A 15,184-nucleotide genomic window follows, 5' to 3' on the forward strand; every position below is an offset into this window, starting at 1 on the left:
GACCTTGCGCTGACTGCTGCACCCCTTCAATGTGGCATCAGAAACTGCCGCCGGAGGTCTAGATGCTGCGTGCTGCCCTGATCGCGTCCCTGCTGCTGCCAACCGCCTGCACCGGAGATGAAAGCCTGTCTGCCTATGGCGCCGCGGGCAAGGAGTGGAAGTTGCAGAGCATTGATGGCAGCGCCTTTACCGCCGCTGCGACCCTCATCTTTCCGGAGCCGGGCAAGATCGCCGGACGCGGGCCTTGCAACAATTTCCTGGGCAGCCAGACCGCGCCCTATCCCTGGTTTGAAACCGGGCCGCTGGCGGTGACGCGGATGGCCTGCCCGGAACTGGAGGCTGAGGACGCATTTCTGAAAGCGCTGCAGGAGATGACGCTGGCAGAGGTTTCCGGCGATGTGCTGATCCTCAGCAATGACGCGGGCCGGGAGATGCTGTTCAAAGACGGCGGCTAAGCAGGTCCATGAGCCGGGTGCGCGCCTCCGGCGGTGGGTGATTGCCCAGCGACGGGGCCAGATGCGACTCGAGGAAATGACCTGTGGTGCGCAGGGCCTGGAGGATTTCGGCGTCGTTTGCATCGCCCTGCCCCAGCATCACCGGCGGCAGCGGCAGCAGCCGGTCTGCCCAGTCACCGGCCCCTTCACGTGAAACAGCCCGACCCGTTTTCGGCGACACATAGGCCAGCCCGAACCGGCTGCCGGTCACGGCGCAAACCGTGAGGTCGAGGCCAAAGCCCATCTCCTCCAGGAGCGTCAATTCCCAGCGCAGGTAGGCGAGCGGCCAGAGGTCTTCGTTGCCCAGAAGATCCAGCAGCTGTTCACTGCGGGTATAGAGACCGGCGTGCGGTTCGCGCTCTGGCAGACAAAAGGACAGCATCGCCGTCACTGTGTTGAGCCCGGCCAGTGCCAGCCGGCCAGAGAGCGCTGCGGCGGCGCGGCTGCGCAGGGGTTCGGCGTGATAACTGCCCAAATGGTCCTCGAGCCTTGCTCGCCAGGTCACATCCAGCTGTGCACCGGGTTGCAGGATCGGTGCCATCCGGCGGCCGGCCCCGCCGCGCACCACGCCTGCGTGGCGCCCGTGTTCTTCGGTGAAAACGTCGATGATGGCCGAGCTTTCGCCGTGGCGGCGCACCGAAAGCAATATGCCGTGATCACGCCACTCCAAAGCCGGGCCTCCCTGTTCTGCGGTCCGCCCTACCAGATCGTATTGCCGGACGGGCTGCAAGCGGCGGGGTCATTCCAGGCCGGGTTCGTCCAGCAGGTGGCGGCCCTGGCGGTCCTCGACCTCGATCACCCAGAGGTCAGGGTCAAAGCTCCGCTGCCGGTTTATGGAAGCATCGACGTCCGGCTCCGCCCCCTCGGCCAGCGCATCCCATTTGCGGTCGCCGCTCATCAGGTCATAGGTGCGGTGAAAGGCGCGGGCCTGGCCGTCCAGCGTGTTGAGCTTGACCAGCACTGCGCCCGCAGTGTCGTCGCCATGGGAGGTGATGAAGGCCGGAATATCCTGGAACCGAAGGCGGGCCAGATAGGCGTCAACCCAGAAGCGGGCGGTGAGGCGGGTCATGCCGCACCCCCGCCTGCGTCAGCGCTCAAGGAGCCTGCGGGAGCCTCCGGCGGGAGTATTTTCACAAAGGTGAAAAGCACGGGGCGCTTCAATTGCCGTCCTTGAAGTCGAGGCCCATTTCGGAATAGCGCTCTGCTTCTTCCAGCCAGTTCGGGCGCACCTTCACCTGCAGAAACAGGTGCACCTTGCGGCCCAGGAATTCCTCCAGCTCGGCACGGGCGGCCTGGGAGACGGACTTGATGGTCTCGCCGCGCTTGCCCAGCACGATGCCCTTGTGGCCGTCGCGGACCACATAGATCATCTGGTCGACGCGGGCAGAGCCGTCCTTGCGCTCTTCCCATTTTTCGGTCTCAACCGTCAGCTGGTAGGGCAGCTCCTGATGCAGGCGCAGCGTCAGCTTCTCGCGGGTCATTTCCGCCGCGATCATCCGCATTGGCAGGTCGGCGATCTGATCCTCGGGGTAGAGCCAGGGGCTTTCCGGCAGCTTGCCCGCCAGCCACTGGCGCAGATCGTCGACGCCATGGCCGCGCTCTGCCGAGATCATAAAGGTTTCGGCAAATGTGTAGCGGCTGTTCAGGTCCTGGGTGAGGCCCAGCAGTTTTTCGGCCGGCACTTTGTCGATCTTGTTGATTGCCAGCGCCACGGTGCGGCCCTCGCCGATTTCGGAAAGGCCTTCGAGGATTGTTTCGACGCCTTCGGTGATGCCGCGGTGGGCCTCAACCATCAGCACGACGACATCGGCGTCCGCGGCACCGCCCCAGGCGGCGGCAACCATGGCGCGGTCCAGGCGGCGGCGGGGCTTGAACAGGCCGGGCGTGTCGACAAACACCAGCTGCGCGTCGCCCTCCATCGCCACGCCGCGGATACGGGCGCGGGTGGTCTGCACCTTGTGAGTCACGATCGAGACCTTGGCCCCGACCATGCGGTTCAGAAGGGTGGACTTGCCCGCGTTGGGCTCTCCGATCAGGGCAACGAATCCGGCGCGTGTGGTCATTTCAACTGGTCCTGTTTGCAGATCAGTGCCTCTACAGGAATTTACCCACAGGGGCCAGAGGCGTTTTCATTGGGCTTCGGCCAGCTTGCCCTATGTCAAAGACCTGTGGCAAATCCCGTGAAAGAACCACCGCGCCGAGCCAGTTCCACAAGCCAGGCCTTTATTCGAGTGCACATAAGGGGCCTGCCTGATGAACCGCCGGGATTTTCTGATTAGGACTGCTGCATCTGCCGGGGCGCTTGGCGCAGGCAGCTGGGGTTTGGCGGGTACCGGCGGGGCGCAGCGGCTGACCATCCAGCCCGCCAGTTTCGCTTTCCGTGAAACACCGACCGAAGGGCTGGTGAGCCTGTCGCCGGACGCGCCGCCGCCGGTTCTGTTTGGCACACAGGGCAAGCCCATGCATCTGCGGGTGGAGAATGGCACCGAAGACTACACCGCAATGCACTGGCACGGGTTGCGGATTGCCAACGCGATGGACGGGGTGCCGTACCTGACCCAGATGCCGATCGCAGGCGGCGAGAGCTTTGATTATGAATTCACACCGCCGGACGCGGGCACCTACTGGTATCACCCGCATTGCATGACCATGGCGCAGATGGCGCATGGGCTGACCGGAGTGATGTTGATCCGCGAAACGGAGGACCCCGGGTTCGACGCCGATCAGGTAGTTAACCTGCGGGACTTCCGGCTGGATGATGCGGGCGCGTTCCTGCCCTATTACACTGCACGCGGCGCGGCCCGCGGCGGGACGCACGGCAATGTGCTGACTGCAAACTGGCTGCAGGCGCCGGTTTATGATCACCTTGCGGGCGGCTTGGTTCGGCTGCGAGTGGTGAACACCGACACCACGCGAATCTACAAGCTGCACCTCAGCACCGCTCAGGCGCGGATAATTGCCTGGGACGGGCATCCGGTGACGGTTGAACTGCCCCTGCCCTCGGCCAAGGAGCCGTTGCTGGTCGGCCCCGGACAACGGGTGGAATTTGCAGTGCGGATGCCAGCAGACGAGGGGCAGTCGGCGGAGCTGCTTGCAGAACTTCCAGGCCAGCCCACCCGCACCATGGCGCGGCTGCGGTCTGTTGGCGCGGACCTGGCACGGGACTTGCGGGAACTGAAACCGCTGCCTGCCAATCCGGTTGCCCGGCCTGATCTGGCAAAGGCGGAGGTGCATGATTTCGTCTTTGGCTGGACGCCGGAGGGCGGGCCGCCGAATGATGGCTACTGCGGCTCCATGGGCTACAGTTTCTGGTCGATCAACCGCACGCCCTGGGCCGGAGATGCGGCCAAGGGTACTGGGCCGCTGGCCGTGCTGGAACGCGGCAAGAGCTATGTTTTGCGGCTGCGGAATGAATCGCCGAACCTGCATCCGATCCATCTGCACGGGCTGGCGTTTGTTCCGATCCGCTCCAACCTGCGGACACTGCCGCCGCTGGTGACCGATACACTGCTGCTGTTGAAGGATGAGGTGGCCGAGATTGCCCTGGTCGCCGACAATCCCGGCGACTGGGCGTTCCATTGCCATGTGATCGAGCACCAGAAAACCGGGCTGGCCGGTTACATCCGGGTGGTCTGACGGATCAGCCGAGTTGTTCCAGCAGCGCCTTGGCGGCGGCCTGTTCGGCCTGCCGCTTGGAACCTGCGGTGGCCTGCGCCTCGGTGCCGTCTTCAAGACGGGCGGCAATGGTGAAGACCGGTGCGTGGTCGGGGCCGCTGCGGGAGACCTCCACGTAGGTAGGAACTTTCTGCCCGCGGGCCTGCGCCCATTCCTGCAAGGAGGTCTTGGCGTCGCGTGCGTCGGTTTCGACCTGGTGGATGCGGCTGCCCCACAGGCGCAGGATCACCTCCGCCGCAGCGTCAAAGCCCGCGTCCTTGTAAACCGCGGCAATCACCGCCTCCATGGCGTCGCCCAAAAGCGCCTGCTTGCGGCGGCCGCCGGACATCATCTCGGAGCGGCCCAGCTTCAGCACCGCGCCGAGGTCGATTTCCTTGGCGACATCAGCGCAGGCCTCCTTGCGCACCAGCGCATTGAAGCGCGGCGCCAGCTGGCCCTCGGTGGCGGTCTTGTCGTGCTCCAGAAGTGCTGTGGCCATCACCAGCCCCAGCACCCGGTCGCCCAGAAACTCCAGCCGCTGGTTGTCCTTGCGGGTAGAGGAGGAGACGGAGGCATGAGTCACGGCACGCTGCAGCAGGTCGGGGCGGGCAAATTTATGCCCGATCCGCTCCTCAAACGCGCGCAGTTCCTTGGACAGTTTCACTGGATCCCCTTGAAGAAACGGTCGCTGCGCCAGGTCCAGAAGTAGAGCATGGAACGCCCGGCGGAGGAGAACATGATCCGGTCGGCGCGGCCGATCAGGTTTTCATACGGCACGAACCCAACCCCGCCCGCGGTTTGCGGCAAGCGGCTGTCCGAGGAGTTGTCCCGGTTGTCGCCCATGAAGAAGTAATGGCCCTCGGGCACTTGATAGACGCTGGTGTGGTCGACGCCCTGGTTGGTGATGTTGAGCACGGTATGCTCATTGCCGCCGGGCAGGGTCTCGATCTGGCGCGACTTCTTGCAGACAGCGCCCTGACCCACCGGAGCGTTTTCACAGCGCGGCATCGAGCCTTGCGGGCCCTGCCGCTCCATCACTTCCTCGAACTCGCCTGCGTCCTGCAGCTTCACCGCTTCGCCGTTGATGAACAGCACGCCGTTCTTCATCTGAATCTTGTCACCCGGCAGGCCGACCAGACGCTTGATGAAGTCGTTGCCGTTCACAGGGTGGCGGAACACTGCGACATCGCCGCGCTCTGGTTCGCTGCCAATCAGGCGGGTGTTGTCGCCATCCAGAAACGCGCAGATTTTCTTGGCGTCGATGTTCACCCCGACCGCCGGGAAGCGGAGGCTGGGGCAAGAGGCGTAGGAATAGCCATAGGCCATCTTGTTCACGAACAGGAAATCCCCGATCAGCAGGGTTTCCTTCATCGAGCCGGACGGAATCCAAAAGGGCTGGAAGAACAGGGTGCGGAAAACACCGGCAATCAGCAGCGCGTAGACGACGGTCTTGATCGTCTCGATGATCGAACTGCTGGTCTTTGCTTTGGCCGTCATCAGGCTCTCCGGTTTGGTAACAGGGTCCGGGGCTACATGCGGGCCTGAGGGGGGCAAGTCAAGTTCCGGCGGATGATTCCGCCGGGTTCGCCGGGATCGGGCGTGCTTCGATCAGCACAAAGGCCTGCGCCCAGGGGTGATCATCGGTCAATGTCACGTGAATCACCGCCTCATGGCCGGGCGGGGTCATCTGTTGCAGCCTGTCGGCGGCCCAGCCGGTCACATGCATCACCGGCTGGCCGCTCCGCAGGTTGCTGACCGCCATGTCCTTCCAGGCGATCCCCATGCGCAGGCCGGTGCCCAGTGCTTTGGAACAGGCCTCCTTGGCGGCCCAGCGTTTGGCATAGGTGCCGGCCACATCGCGGCGGCGCTCGGCCTTGCGCTGCTCCACCTCGGTGAAAACACGGTTGCGGAAACGGTCGCCGAACCGGTCCAGCGTGCGTTGGATGCGTTCGATATTGGCGAGGTCGGTTCCGATGCCCAGGATCATTCTTCCAGCCGTTTCAGACCCAGTTTGATGCCATGGCCCAGGAACAGCCGGTTGACCATCAGGATGACCGCCAGCAGCAGCAGGAAGATCCCGGCTAGGAAAACAAACGGAATTGTCTGCCGCGCCTCAGCAACCATCGGGCTGTTCCAGTAAAGCGGCAGCTGGATAATGGTCAGCAGTGCCACAATCGCGGTCATCGCCGCCGCACAGACCCAGGCATCCCTGCCCGGCAGGGGCGCGCGGGTGGCCTGGGCGATGCGCATGCCCTCCACGACCGACGCCACCATCGGCGGCAGCACCGTTGCCAGCCCGGCCGGCATGCCGATACCGAACTGCGCCAGCAAAAGACCTGCCAGCAGCATCGCCACTGAGGCCCCCATCCACCAAAGACCGTAACGGACTAGATTGACCTGCATATTCACTCCCCCCCGGCATCACAGCCATCCGGCCGCGCCTTTTCCGTCCTGCCCGGCTCATGCTCCTGGCAGATCTGTGTTGTTTCCTCGTCCCGAAGCGGCACATCCAGCAGCGCGCAATGGACGCCCTGAGCAGACGCCCGGTGATGCCGGCAGCTGCGGCACAGACCGAAACTGCGCCCGCCGCGGGCCGCGATCATGCCCCTGACCAGCTGCTGCAGCGCATCCCGGACTTCTTCCATCTGGCTGGCTGGCAGGTCCACTTGCGGTGCAGCGTCCAGGGCCCCGGCCACGGCTTGGCCTTGCGGCGTGAGATCATAGCGCCGCGAGCGCCGGTCGCTGCCGCCTGGCCCTTCTTGCGCCAAACCCTTGGCAGCCAGCGACTTCAGCGTCTGGGAGACCGTACCGCGGGTTGCTGACAGGTAGTCGGCCACCGCCGACGGGGTCCGGGAGAACCGGTTGGCCCGCGCCAGATAATCCAGCGCCGACGCCTGCGCCGGGTTGAGCCCGGCAGCCCGGCGCCCGGTGCCATGCAGGCGCGAGAGCCGGTCGAGGAGGCTGGCGATTTCATGTGCCGCAGTCATGCAAGCTTGATAGCGAGTCAAAATTACCATTGCAATACTTTCGACTCGATACTATCGAATGACATCGAGTCGACACCAAGGAGGTTGAAATGAAATTCGCATATTATCTGGCGGCGCTTGCCGCTCTGGGTGCGGGGCAAGCAGCACAGGCCGGCGGCAGCCACGCTGCAACCCATGCAGAACCGCTGCTGTCGGACGCCAAGGAAGGGATAGCGCCGGACACTGACATCCGCAGCGTTCATGCAAGCCGCACTGGCGGGCATGTCACTTTTCGGATGGAAACCGGGGGAGAGGCCGGCAGCTCCGTGCCACCTGCCACTGGTTCCTTGGGTGGTGCCGGGGTGCAGGCTTATGTCTGGCCGCTGTCGCTGGATCCCTCAGCCGCGGGTTTTGAAGCCGGCAGCGGCACGCTGGCGCTGGTTGCCACCGCGCATCCGGACTTTGACGACACGCCGCTGTTTGACGAAAACGGCGATGGCGATTTGGCCAACGATGGTGCCGGCTGGCACAGCCATTGGGTGGTGCTGACCCCCAACGATGGCTGCGGCGAAGGCATGCTGTCGGTCAAGGACATCCCCGAAGGCGCAACGCCTGCGCTGCCGCCAACCTGGCCGGGACTGCCGCTCTACATCGACAGCCCCGGCTATTCGCCGGTCCTGAACGGCAAAGAAGTCAGCCTGACGGTTCCACTGGCAGAAGAGGCGCTGGCATTTGACGGGGTGACGGCCGGGTTGAAGGTCAATGCGAACATCCACGCGCCGCTGTTGTGCGTGACGGATGTGTTCGATATCGCTTCTGGCGACCTGAGCCTGCCCGGCAAGCTGGAATGACCTGATCTGCGGGAGTTAATCTGGCCCGGGGCAGTGATATGCCTTGCCCCGGCCCGTTTCTGGCTGACCGCTGTCAGCCGCGCGCGGCGTCCATCAGGCGGCGCATTTCCTGCACTGCCGGGGTGAGCCCGCGAAAGATCGCCTCGCCGATCAGGAAGTGGCCGATATTCAGCTCGCGCACTTCCGGGAAGGCCGCAACCGGCTGCACGGTGTCATAGGTCAGCCCGTGACCCGCGTGCACTTCCAGTCCCAGCGAATGGGCATAGGCAGACATCTCGCGCAGCGCCTCCAGCTCGCGGTCGCGGTCTTCAAACCGGCTTTCGGCGTGATAGTCGCAATAGGCTCCGGTGTGCAGTTCGATTACCTCCGCGCCGATGCGGTGTGCGGCGTCGATCTGTTTCCGGTCAGCGGCGATGAAAATCGACACGCGGCAGCCGGCATCCCGCAACGGAGCGATGAAATGGGCGAGGCGGTTTTCCTCGCGCGCCACTTCCAGCCCGCCTTCGGTGGTACGCTCTTCGCGCTTTTCCGGCACAATGCAGACTGCGTGCGGTTTGTGGCGCAGGGCGATCTTCTGCATTTCCACCGTCGCAGCCATCTCAAAGTTCAGCGGTACGGTCAGCGCCTCCATCAGCGCATCAATATCGCTGTCGGTGATATGGCGGCGGTCTTCACGCAGATGTGCGGTGATGCCGTCAGCGCCGGCATCTTCGGCCAGCTTTGCGGCGCGGACCGGGTCCGGATAGGCGCCGCCGCGGGCATTGCGCACGGTGGCGACGTGGTCGATGTTCACGCCCAGGCGCAGCTGATTGTCTGTCATGAGAGCACTCTCATCCGTCTGAAGTCAAAGCCTTGTCTCAAAGACTAGACAGACAAACTGCAAGAGCAAGCCTGCAGGCAATAATGGTACAATCAGGCAGGCGCCTTAAAGCCCGGTGTCGACCTCGGCGCGTTTCTTGATGGCCTCGAACTTGGCCTTGATCTTGGCCCGGCGGCGCTGCTGGTAGACCCGGATCACCGGCAGGCTGAGCACATAGCAGACAGTTGCGCAGATGATGCCCGGAATCACCCCGCCGATCATGTAGGGATAGAACACCTCATTGTAGAACAGGTGCAGCCCTTGCCAGTCGGCAGGGCGGTCCATGAACAGCGCAATCAGGTTGTCCTTCAGATCACCGCCAGCAGCCAGGAACTTGCCCACCAGGGATTTGTCGACTTCCTGGTCAAACTCCGTCCCCAACAGCCAATGCCCGGTCTGCAGCGACGCGACGCCAATCGGCACATAGGTCAGCGGATTGCCAAAGAACGTGGCGCTGAGCGAGGCCAGGATATTGCCGTTCATCATCCGCGCAATGATTGCAGCGACAAAGAAATGCAGGCCGTAGAATGGCGTGAAGGTGGTGAACACCCCCGCCCAGATGCCGCGGGCGATGCGTTCGGGCGAATCGGGCAGGCGCCGGACCCGGTGCTTTACATACAGGAACGCCCGCCCCCAGCCGCCGCGCGGCCAGAGGAAGTCCGCCAGCGCCCGGAGGGGCGGACGTCTGTCCCGGCGCCTGAATACCAAAGCTGTCCGTCCTTCCCAGTTCCCGGCCCAGTTCCCGGCTCAGAGTTTCAGCGGTTTACCCCGGAAAGTGGCGCTCTTCCGGCTGTTCCCGGAACCGCGCCACCGCGGCGACATCGCTTTCTGCTTCGAGCGTCAGCATCAGCGAGTGCAGCTGCTCCACATCCCGCAGCTCCACATTGATCATGAGCCGGTAAAAGTCTGGTTTCCTGTCTACAAATTCCAGGTCCGAGATATTGGCCTTTTTCTCGCCAATCAATGTGCAAATGCGTCCCAGCACGCCAGCGTCATTGCCGATGGTCAATTCCAGCGTGGTGCCATAGGCGGCCGGGTGGGTGCCGCTGTGCCACTGGACGTCCATCCAGCGCTCCGGCTGGTCCTCGAATTCGCCCAGCTTGTCGCAATCAGCGGCGTGCACCACCACCCCGCGGCCGCGGTAGGTGATGCCAATGATGCGCTCGCCCGGCAGCGGCTGGCAGCAGGTTGCGCGCTCAAAGCTCTGGCCTGGCTCCAGGCCGATCACCGCACGGCGCGGAGAGATTTCGTCGCCATCGCCGGTTGTGGTCAGTTCCGGGTAGACCGACTGCACCACATCATGCGCAGTGATTTCCGCGGCACCCAGCCGCGCCAGCAATTCGTCCACGCCGCTGGCGCGCAGGGCGCGGGCGGCGGTTTCCAGGGCCTTGTCGGTGGCCTTCTTGCCGACGTGCTCAAAGGCGGAGCGCGCCAGTTCGTGGCCTAGCTTGACGAACCGCGCCCGGTCCGCCTCGCGCAGGGCGCGGCGGATGGCGGTGCGGGCCTTGCCGGTGGTGGCGATCTCCAGCCAGCTGACCTGCGGGGTCTGCCCCTCAGCGGTGATCACATCGACCGACTGGCCATTGCGCAGCCGGGTCCACAAAGGCACCCGGATACCGTCCACCTTGGCGCCGACGCAGGAGCTGCCGATACGGGTGTGGATGGCATAGGCAAAGTCGATCGGCGTCGCGCCCTTGGGCAGCTTGATCACGTCGCCCTTGGGGGTGAAGCAGAACACCTGGTCCGAATACATCTCAAGCTTCACAGCTTCGAGGAATTCGTCGTGATCGTCCTCAGCGTCGAACTGTTCAGTCAGCGAGGCGATCCATTTTGCCGGGTCCACGGCAAACGGGTTTTCGGTGCGCACGCCGTCCCGGTAGGACCAATGCGCCGCCACGCCTGTTTCCGCCACATCATGCATCTGGCGGGTGCGGATCTGCACCTCCACCCGTTTGCCATCACGGCCCGACACGGTGGTGTGGATCGACCGGTAGCCGTTGGATTTCGGCTGGCTGATGTAGTCCTTGAACCGGCCCGGCACGGCCCGCCAGCGCTGGTGGATGGCGCCCAGCGCGCGGTAGGCATCCTCTTCGGACAGGGTGATCACCCGGAAGCCATATATGTCCGAAAGCCGCGAAAAGCCCTGATCCTTGGCCTGCATCTTGCGCCAGATCGAATAGGGTTTCTTGGCGCGGCCAAAGACCTCTGCCTCTATGCCCGCTTTTTCCAGTTCCAGCCGCATATCACCGGTAATCCGGTGGATCACGTCGCCGGTTTCGCGTTGCAGGGTCACAAAGCGGCGGATGATCGACTGGCGCCCTTCCGGGTTCAGCACGCGGAAGGCCAAGTCCTCCAGCTCCTCGCGCATCCACTGCATACCCATGCGGCCTGCCAGCGGCGCATAGATGTCCATCGTCTCGCGCGCTTTCTGGGCCTGCTTCTCCGGGCGCATCGCCTTGATGGTGCGCATGTTGTGCAGACGGTCGGCGAGTTTGACCAGAATGACCCGCAGATCCTTGGACATCGCCATGAACAGTTTGCGGAAGTTCTCCGCCTGCTTGGTCTCACGGCTGGAAAGCTGCAGGTTGGTCAGCTTGGTGACGCCATCGACCAGCATCGCCACCTCTTCGCCGAAACGGCGGGAGACTTCCTCGTAGTTGGCTTTGGTGTCTTCGATGGTATCGTGCAGCAGCGCGGTGATGATGGTTGCATCATCCAGGCGCTGTTCGGTCAGGATGGCGGCCACTGCCACCGGATGCGTGAAATACGGCTCGCCCGAGTGGCGGAACTGCCCGTCATGCATCTGCTCGCCAAACGCAAAGGCGTCCGCGATCCTGTCCGCGTTTGTTTTGGGATTGTAGTTGCGGACCAGAGCAATCAGGTCGTCAGGGGAAATCATGTCCGGTCCGCAGCCTCAATAGTCCAGACGCGCGCCTCAGCCCTGGCCCTGGGCCTCCATCAGTGCGCGCAGCAGTTTCTCTTCCGACATGTCATCGTCAGCCGGCTTGTCGTTGTCAGCGCCCATCAGCAGAGCCATGGAATCTTCTTCCGGCTCGTCAACTTCGATCTGGGTCTGGTTGCTCTCGATCAGGCGCTCGCGCAGGTCGTCGGCGCTCTGGGTCTCGTCGGCGATTTCACGCAGGGACACAACCGGGTTCTTGTCGTTGTCGCGCTCGACGGTGATCGGGGCACCTGCCGAGATCTCGCGGGCACGATGCGCAGCCAGCATCACCAGCTCAAAGCGGTTGGGCACTTTATCGACGCAATCTTCAACCGTCACGCGGGCCATCAGCGACTCTCCATATCATTCCTGGTCCAGAAGGCAGACATTTACGCCCATATCTTTCTCTTGACAAGGGCGGAAAACAACGCATTGCGCGGCTCAGAGCGGGGTCACCTCAGCCACGTCCTGCGCTGGCAGCTCCGCCAGCATCTCTGTCGCGGTTTTCTGCAGCACCGGGTGGCGCCAGCGCGGCGCGATGTCGGCCAGCGGCACCAGCACAAAGGCCCGGTCCTGGATGCGCGGGTGCGGCAGGATCAGCTGCCCTGGTGCTGCCTGCATCTGTTGCTCCAATGGCAACCCCTGCCAGCGGGCATAGGCCGCCGCATCGGGCAGCACGGCGCCGTCATAGTCCACCAGGTCCAGATCCAGCGTCCGCATCCCCCAGCGCTGCTCCCGCACCCGCGCGAACTGCGCCTCGACCTGATGCAGCCGCGCCAGAAGGTCACCCGCGGACAGCGCGGTTTCCAGGGAAACCGCAGCGTTCACATAGTCCGGCCCGGCGCCGGCCGGGAAACAGGGGGTTTGAAAGAACCGCGACACGCAGCGCAGGGAAATCTCCTCCGACTGCAGCGCCCGGATGGCCTTTGACAGGGTGATCTGAGGCGCATCAGCGTCAGCTGGCAGGTTGCCGCCAAGAGCAATCAGCGCCGTTTTGCGGTTTACGGCCATCTTTGACCCTATTCAAACGGACAGTATACTTGCGGCAAATGACAAATAACTTACATTAAGTCTACCCGTTTCGCCGATTTCAAGCATTCACTCACGGAACCCCCGGCCGAGACGGATATACCGGAAGGAAAATTTTGATGTTTTACAAGGACGAACGGCTCGCGCTGTTCATAGACGGGTCAAACCTGTACGCCGCGGCCAAGGCGCTCGGGTTTGATATCGACTATAAGCTTCTGCGGCAGGAATTCATGCGCCGCGGCAAGCTTCTGCGGGCCTTTTATTACACCGCTCTGCTCGAGAACGACGAGTATTCGCCGATCCGGCCTCTAGTCGACTGGCTGCATTACAACGGCTTCACCATGGTCACCAAACCGGCCAAGGAATACACCGACAGCATGGGCCGCCGCAAAGTCAAAGGCAACATGGACATCGAATTGACCGTCGATGCCATGGAGCTGGCACCGCGGGTGGACCATATCGTGCTGTTCTCGGGCGATGGGGACTTCCGCCCGCTGATTGCCAGCCTGCAGCGCCAGGGCGTGCGCGTTTCGGTGGTCTCGACCATCCGCAGCCAGCCGCCGATGATCTCTGACGACCTACGCCGCCAGGCCGACAATTTCATCGAGCTGGAAGAGCTGCGCGACGTGATCGGCCGCCCGCCGCGCGAGCAGAGCGAACCGCGTTCCGCAACAGCCGCCCACGGCTGACCGGAGACGCTGGAAACAAACCGGAACAGGCATCAGATGGGGTGGCGCCTGTTCCGGAAACACTTAGTCGTGCGCGTGACCCTGGCTGTTGAACTGGTTGTGGCGCGCGATGACATCTGCGGGCCAGCTGCTTTTGACATAGGCGAGCACTTGACGCAGTTCCGCGTCGCTCAGCACGCCGCCGAAGCCCTCCATGCGGCTTTTGTAGCCACCGCCAGCAATTGCCGCCACGCCTTTCCTGACCACTTCAAGCAACTGCTCATCCGGATGGTGCCACGCATGACCGGTCCCGTCCAAGGGCGGCGCGGGCAGATAGCCCTCGCCGTCCCGCGTCTGCCAGTCAGCCTCCCCCTGCAGGTCGCCGCCATGACAGCTGGCGCAGTTTTCCTCATAAACCGCACTGCCTGCTTCAACCTCAGCCGGATCATCATACGGCAGGATACTTGCGGGCCCGGCGCCTGCAGCGGAGAAGCCAAAACCAGCTTCGCCCTCTAGAACCAAAACCGCAGCCCGCGTGAATGCCCGTATCATTTCTGCCTCCCGTCCTGGCGTGCCGTAAAACTATCTGCCGCCTTCCGGCGCTGGAAGCTGAAGTCACACTCGCGTGAGGCGCCCGCGGCACTGGACCTTGCCGCTCGAAGCGCTTACCTCTGGCGCGCAAGGAGACGCCCATGACCAAGCCAGCCCTGACCCTCTACCTCGCCGCGCCGCGCGGCTTCTGCGCCGGCGTGGACCGCGCGATCAAAATCGTTGAAATGGCGATCGGCAAATGGGGCGCGCCGGTCTTTGTGCGCCATGAAATCGTGCATAACAAATTCGTGGTCGACAGCCTGCGCGAAAAAGGCGCGGTATTTGTCGAGGAGCTGGATGAATGCCCGGATGACCGCCCGGTGATCTTCTCCGCGCACGGGGTGCCGAAATCTGTGCCCGCCGCGGCCGAAGCACGCGAGATGATTTATGTCGATGCCACTTGCCCGCTGGTCTCCAAGGTGCACATCGAGGCCCAGCGCCACGCCGAGGCCGGGCTGCAGATGATCATGATCGGCCACAAGGGCCACCCCGAAACCATCGGCACCATGGGCCAGCTGCCTGAGGGCGAGGTGTTGCTGGTTGAGACCGCCGCAGACGTGGCGACGGTTGAGGTGCGTGATCCGGACCGGCTGGCCTATGTCACCCAGACCACCCTGTCGGTCGATGACACCAAGGGCATCGTTGCGGCGCTGGAAGAGCGGTTCCCCAACATCATCGGCCCGCACAAAGAAGACATCTGCTATGCCACCACCAACCGCCAGGAGGCGGTGAAATCGGTGGCGCCCAAGGCTGACGCGCTGCTAGTGGTCGGCGCGCCGAATTCCTCCAACTCCCGCCGCCTGGTCGAAGTCGGGGCTAAGAACGGCTGCGACTACGCCCAGCTGGTGCAGCGTGCCGAGAACATCGACTGGCGCGCGCTCGAAGGCATCCGCTCGGTTGCCATCACCGCCGGCGCTTCGGCCCCGGAGCTGCTGGTCAACGAGGTGATCGACGCTTTCCGGGAGCGCTATGAGGTGACCGTGGAAGTCGTGGAGACCGCGGTGGAAACAGTGGAATTCAAGGTGCCCCGCGTGCTGAGGCAGCCTGCGTGAGCGCACAGACCAGAGTGCATACTAAGTGACAGAAATTACACCCGCTTCAGGCGAACCGTGGTACGCCTAAGGTCCCGGG

General features: G+C 63.6%; 19 protein-coding genes. 5 read left to right on the forward strand and 14 right to left on the reverse strand.

Annotated features, from left to right (window positions below; translation table 11 throughout):
* Positions 1 to 62 precede the first annotated feature (62 nt).
* Positions 63 to 455 carry an META domain-containing protein gene (locus RA25_RS08350; protein ID WP_019296593.1) on the forward strand — a complete coding sequence of 131 codons (393 nt, stop codon included), beginning with the start codon at positions 63 to 65 and terminating at the stop codon, positions 453 to 455.
* On the opposite strand, the gene recO is transcribed toward RA25_RS08350, so the two are convergent.
* The 3 genes from recO to era form a co-directional block, all read right to left on the reverse strand.
* On the reverse strand, positions 439 to 1,164 hold the full coding sequence (gene recO, locus RA25_RS08355) for a DNA repair protein RecO (RefSeq protein ID WP_039171484.1): 726 nt from the start codon (positions 1,162 to 1,164) through the stop codon (positions 439 to 441). The genes RA25_RS08350 and recO overlap by 17 nt on opposite strands.
* Positions 1,165 to 1,233: 69 nt before the next feature.
* Positions 1,234 to 1,563 carry a DUF1491 family protein gene (locus tag RA25_RS08360; RefSeq protein WP_039171487.1) on the reverse strand — a complete coding sequence of 110 codons (330 nt, stop codon included), beginning with the start codon at positions 1,561 to 1,563 and terminating at the stop codon, positions 1,234 to 1,236.
* Between the two features lie 88 nt (positions 1,564 to 1,651).
* Positions 1,652 to 2,557 carry a GTPase Era gene (era, locus tag RA25_RS08365; RefSeq protein WP_039171490.1) on the reverse strand — a complete coding sequence of 302 codons (906 nt, stop codon included), beginning with the start codon at positions 2,555 to 2,557 and terminating at the stop codon, positions 1,652 to 1,654.
* Positions 2,558 to 2,747: 190 nt separating this feature from the next.
* On the opposite strand from era, the gene RA25_RS08370 reads away from it, so the two are divergent.
* Complete coding sequence (locus RA25_RS08370) at positions 2,748 to 4,130, forward strand: multicopper oxidase family protein (protein WP_039171493.1); 1,383 nt, start codon at positions 2,748 to 2,750, stop codon at positions 4,128 to 4,130.
* 4 nt (positions 4,131 to 4,134) lie between these two features.
* Here the strand turns inward: RA25_RS08370 and rnc are convergent, their stop codons facing one another.
* From rnc to RA25_RS08395, 5 genes are read right to left on the reverse strand one after another with little or no spacing between them, the layout of a single operon-like run.
* Positions 4,135 to 4,812: a ribonuclease III gene (gene rnc / locus RA25_RS08375; RefSeq protein ID WP_039171496.1), complete on the reverse strand. Its 678-nt coding sequence runs from the start codon at positions 4,810 to 4,812 to the stop codon at positions 4,135 to 4,137.
* Entirely contained in the window at positions 4,809 to 5,645 is an 837-nt protein-coding gene (lepB, locus tag RA25_RS08380; protein WP_039171498.1) for a signal peptidase I, read from the reverse strand. The genes rnc and lepB overlap by 4 nt, the downstream gene beginning before the upstream one ends.
* A gap of 58 nt (positions 5,646 to 5,703) precedes the next feature.
* Positions 5,704 to 6,135 carry a holo-ACP synthase gene (gene acpS, locus RA25_RS08385; protein ID WP_019296600.1) on the reverse strand — a complete coding sequence of 144 codons (432 nt, stop codon included), beginning with the start codon at positions 6,133 to 6,135 and terminating at the stop codon, positions 5,704 to 5,706.
* A complete protein-coding gene (locus tag RA25_RS08390) occupies positions 6,132 to 6,551 on the reverse strand; it encodes an ABZJ_00895 family protein (protein WP_152612176.1) in 420 nt (139 codons plus the stop codon). The genes acpS and RA25_RS08390 overlap by 4 nt, the downstream gene beginning before the upstream one ends.
* A 2-nt stretch (positions 6,552 to 6,553) precedes the next feature.
* On the reverse strand, positions 6,554 to 7,135 hold the full coding sequence (locus RA25_RS08395) for a MarR family winged helix-turn-helix transcriptional regulator (RefSeq protein WP_039171504.1): 582 nt from the start codon (positions 7,133 to 7,135) through the stop codon (positions 6,554 to 6,556).
* An 89-nt stretch (positions 7,136 to 7,224) separates the two neighbouring features.
* Between RA25_RS08395 and RA25_RS08400 the strand changes: the two genes are divergently transcribed.
* Positions 7,225 to 7,965 (forward strand): hypothetical protein, encoded by a 741-nt coding sequence (locus RA25_RS08400; protein ID WP_039171506.1) that lies wholly within the window; start codon positions 7,225 to 7,227, stop codon positions 7,963 to 7,965.
* Positions 7,966 to 8,038: 73 nt separating this feature from the next.
* Here the strand turns inward: RA25_RS08400 and RA25_RS08405 are convergent, their stop codons facing one another.
* The 5 genes from RA25_RS08405 to folK all read right to left on the reverse strand — a co-directional run bounded on the left by RA25_RS08405 (position 8,039) and on the right by folK (position 12,776).
* A complete protein-coding gene (locus RA25_RS08405; RefSeq protein WP_039171507.1) occupies positions 8,039 to 8,785 on the reverse strand; it encodes a pyridoxine 5'-phosphate synthase in 747 nt (248 codons plus the stop codon).
* Between the two features lie 105 nt (positions 8,786 to 8,890).
* Positions 8,891 to 9,532: a DUF2062 domain-containing protein gene (locus tag RA25_RS08410; protein WP_019296605.1), complete on the reverse strand. Its 642-nt coding sequence runs from the start codon at positions 9,530 to 9,532 to the stop codon at positions 8,891 to 8,893.
* Positions 9,533 to 9,587: 55 nt separating this feature from the next.
* Positions 9,588 to 11,723 (reverse strand): RelA/SpoT family protein, encoded by a 2,136-nt coding sequence (locus RA25_RS08415; protein WP_039171510.1) that lies wholly within the window; start codon positions 11,721 to 11,723, stop codon positions 9,588 to 9,590.
* A gap of 36 nt (positions 11,724 to 11,759) precedes the next feature.
* A complete protein-coding gene (rpoZ, locus tag RA25_RS08420) occupies positions 11,760 to 12,113 on the reverse strand; it encodes a DNA-directed RNA polymerase subunit omega (RefSeq protein ID WP_019296607.1) in 354 nt (117 codons plus the stop codon).
* A gap of 93 nt (positions 12,114 to 12,206) precedes the next feature.
* Positions 12,207 to 12,776: a 2-amino-4-hydroxy-6-hydroxymethyldihydropteridine diphosphokinase gene (gene folK / locus RA25_RS08425; RefSeq protein WP_039171511.1), complete on the reverse strand. Its 570-nt coding sequence runs from the start codon at positions 12,774 to 12,776 to the stop codon at positions 12,207 to 12,209.
* A 137-nt stretch (positions 12,777 to 12,913) separates the two neighbouring features.
* Between folK and RA25_RS08430 the strand changes: the two genes are divergently transcribed.
* On the forward strand, positions 12,914 to 13,483 hold the full coding sequence (locus RA25_RS08430) for a LabA-like NYN domain-containing protein (protein WP_019296609.1): 570 nt from the start codon (positions 12,914 to 12,916) through the stop codon (positions 13,481 to 13,483).
* Positions 13,484 to 13,546: 63 nt separating this feature from the next.
* Here RA25_RS08430 and RA25_RS08435 read toward each other — a convergent pair whose 3' ends face one another.
* Complete coding sequence (locus RA25_RS08435; protein WP_039171514.1) at positions 13,547 to 14,014, reverse strand: c-type cytochrome; 468 nt, start codon at positions 14,012 to 14,014, stop codon at positions 13,547 to 13,549.
* Positions 14,015 to 14,154: 140 nt separating this feature from the next.
* Here RA25_RS08435 and ispH point away from each other — a divergent pair, with 140 nt between their 5' ends.
* Complete coding sequence (gene ispH / locus RA25_RS08440; protein ID WP_039171516.1) at positions 14,155 to 15,105, forward strand: 4-hydroxy-3-methylbut-2-enyl diphosphate reductase; 951 nt, start codon at positions 14,155 to 14,157, stop codon at positions 15,103 to 15,105.
* Positions 15,106 to 15,184: the final 79 nt, after the last annotated feature.

Origin of the sequence: Leisingera sp. ANG-S5 (assembly GCF_000813925.1) — a bacterium.
In the GTDB taxonomy this organism is placed as follows: domain Bacteria; phylum Pseudomonadota; class Alphaproteobacteria; order Rhodobacterales; family Rhodobacteraceae; genus Leisingera.

Bases quoted from the DNA above. Each gene is read 5' to 3' on its own strand.
- RA25_RS08350 (WP_019296593.1), top strand. From the start codon at position 63: ATGCTGCGTGCTGCCCTGATCGCGTCCCTGCTGCTGCCAACCGCCTGC.
- RA25_RS08360 (WP_039171487.1), bottom strand. From the start codon at position 1,563: ATGACCCGCCTCACCGCCCGCTTCTGGGTTGACGCCTATCTGGCCCGC.
- era (WP_039171490.1), bottom strand. From the start codon at position 2,557: ATGACCACACGCGCCGGATTCGTTGCCCTGATCGGAGAGCCCAACGCG.
- RA25_RS08370 (WP_039171493.1), top strand. From the start codon at position 2,748: ATGAACCGCCGGGATTTTCTGATTAGGACTGCTGCATCTGCCGGGGCG.
- lepB (WP_039171498.1), bottom strand. From the start codon at position 5,645: ATGACGGCCAAAGCAAAGACCAGCAGTTCGATCATCGAGACGATCAAG.
- acpS (WP_019296600.1), bottom strand. From the start codon at position 6,135: ATGATCCTGGGCATCGGAACCGACCTCGCCAATATCGAACGCATCCAA.
- RA25_RS08390 (WP_152612176.1), bottom strand. From the start codon at position 6,551: ATGCAGGTCAATCTAGTCCGTTACGGTCTTTGGTGGATGGGGGCCTCA.
- RA25_RS08395 (WP_039171504.1), bottom strand. From the start codon at position 7,135: ATGACTGCGGCACATGAAATCGCCAGCCTCCTCGACCGGCTCTCGCGC.
- RA25_RS08400 (WP_039171506.1), top strand. From the start codon at position 7,225: ATGAAATTCGCATATTATCTGGCGGCGCTTGCCGCTCTGGGTGCGGGG.
- RA25_RS08405 (WP_039171507.1), bottom strand. From the start codon at position 8,785: ATGACAGACAATCAGCTGCGCCTGGGCGTGAACATCGACCACGTCGCC.
- RA25_RS08415 (WP_039171510.1), bottom strand. From the start codon at position 11,723: ATGATTTCCCCTGACGACCTGATTGCTCTGGTCCGCAACTACAATCCC.
- rpoZ (WP_019296607.1), bottom strand. From the start codon at position 12,113: ATGGCCCGCGTGACGGTTGAAGATTGCGTCGATAAAGTGCCCAACCGC.
- folK (WP_039171511.1), bottom strand. From the start codon at position 12,776: ATGGCCGTAAACCGCAAAACGGCGCTGATTGCTCTTGGCGGCAACCTG.
- RA25_RS08430 (WP_019296609.1), top strand. From the start codon at position 12,914: ATGTTTTACAAGGACGAACGGCTCGCGCTGTTCATAGACGGGTCAAAC.
- RA25_RS08435 (WP_039171514.1), bottom strand. From the start codon at position 14,014: ATGATACGGGCATTCACGCGGGCTGCGGTTTTGGTTCTAGAGGGCGAA.
- ispH (WP_039171516.1), top strand. From the start codon at position 14,155: ATGACCAAGCCAGCCCTGACCCTCTACCTCGCCGCGCCGCGCGGCTTC.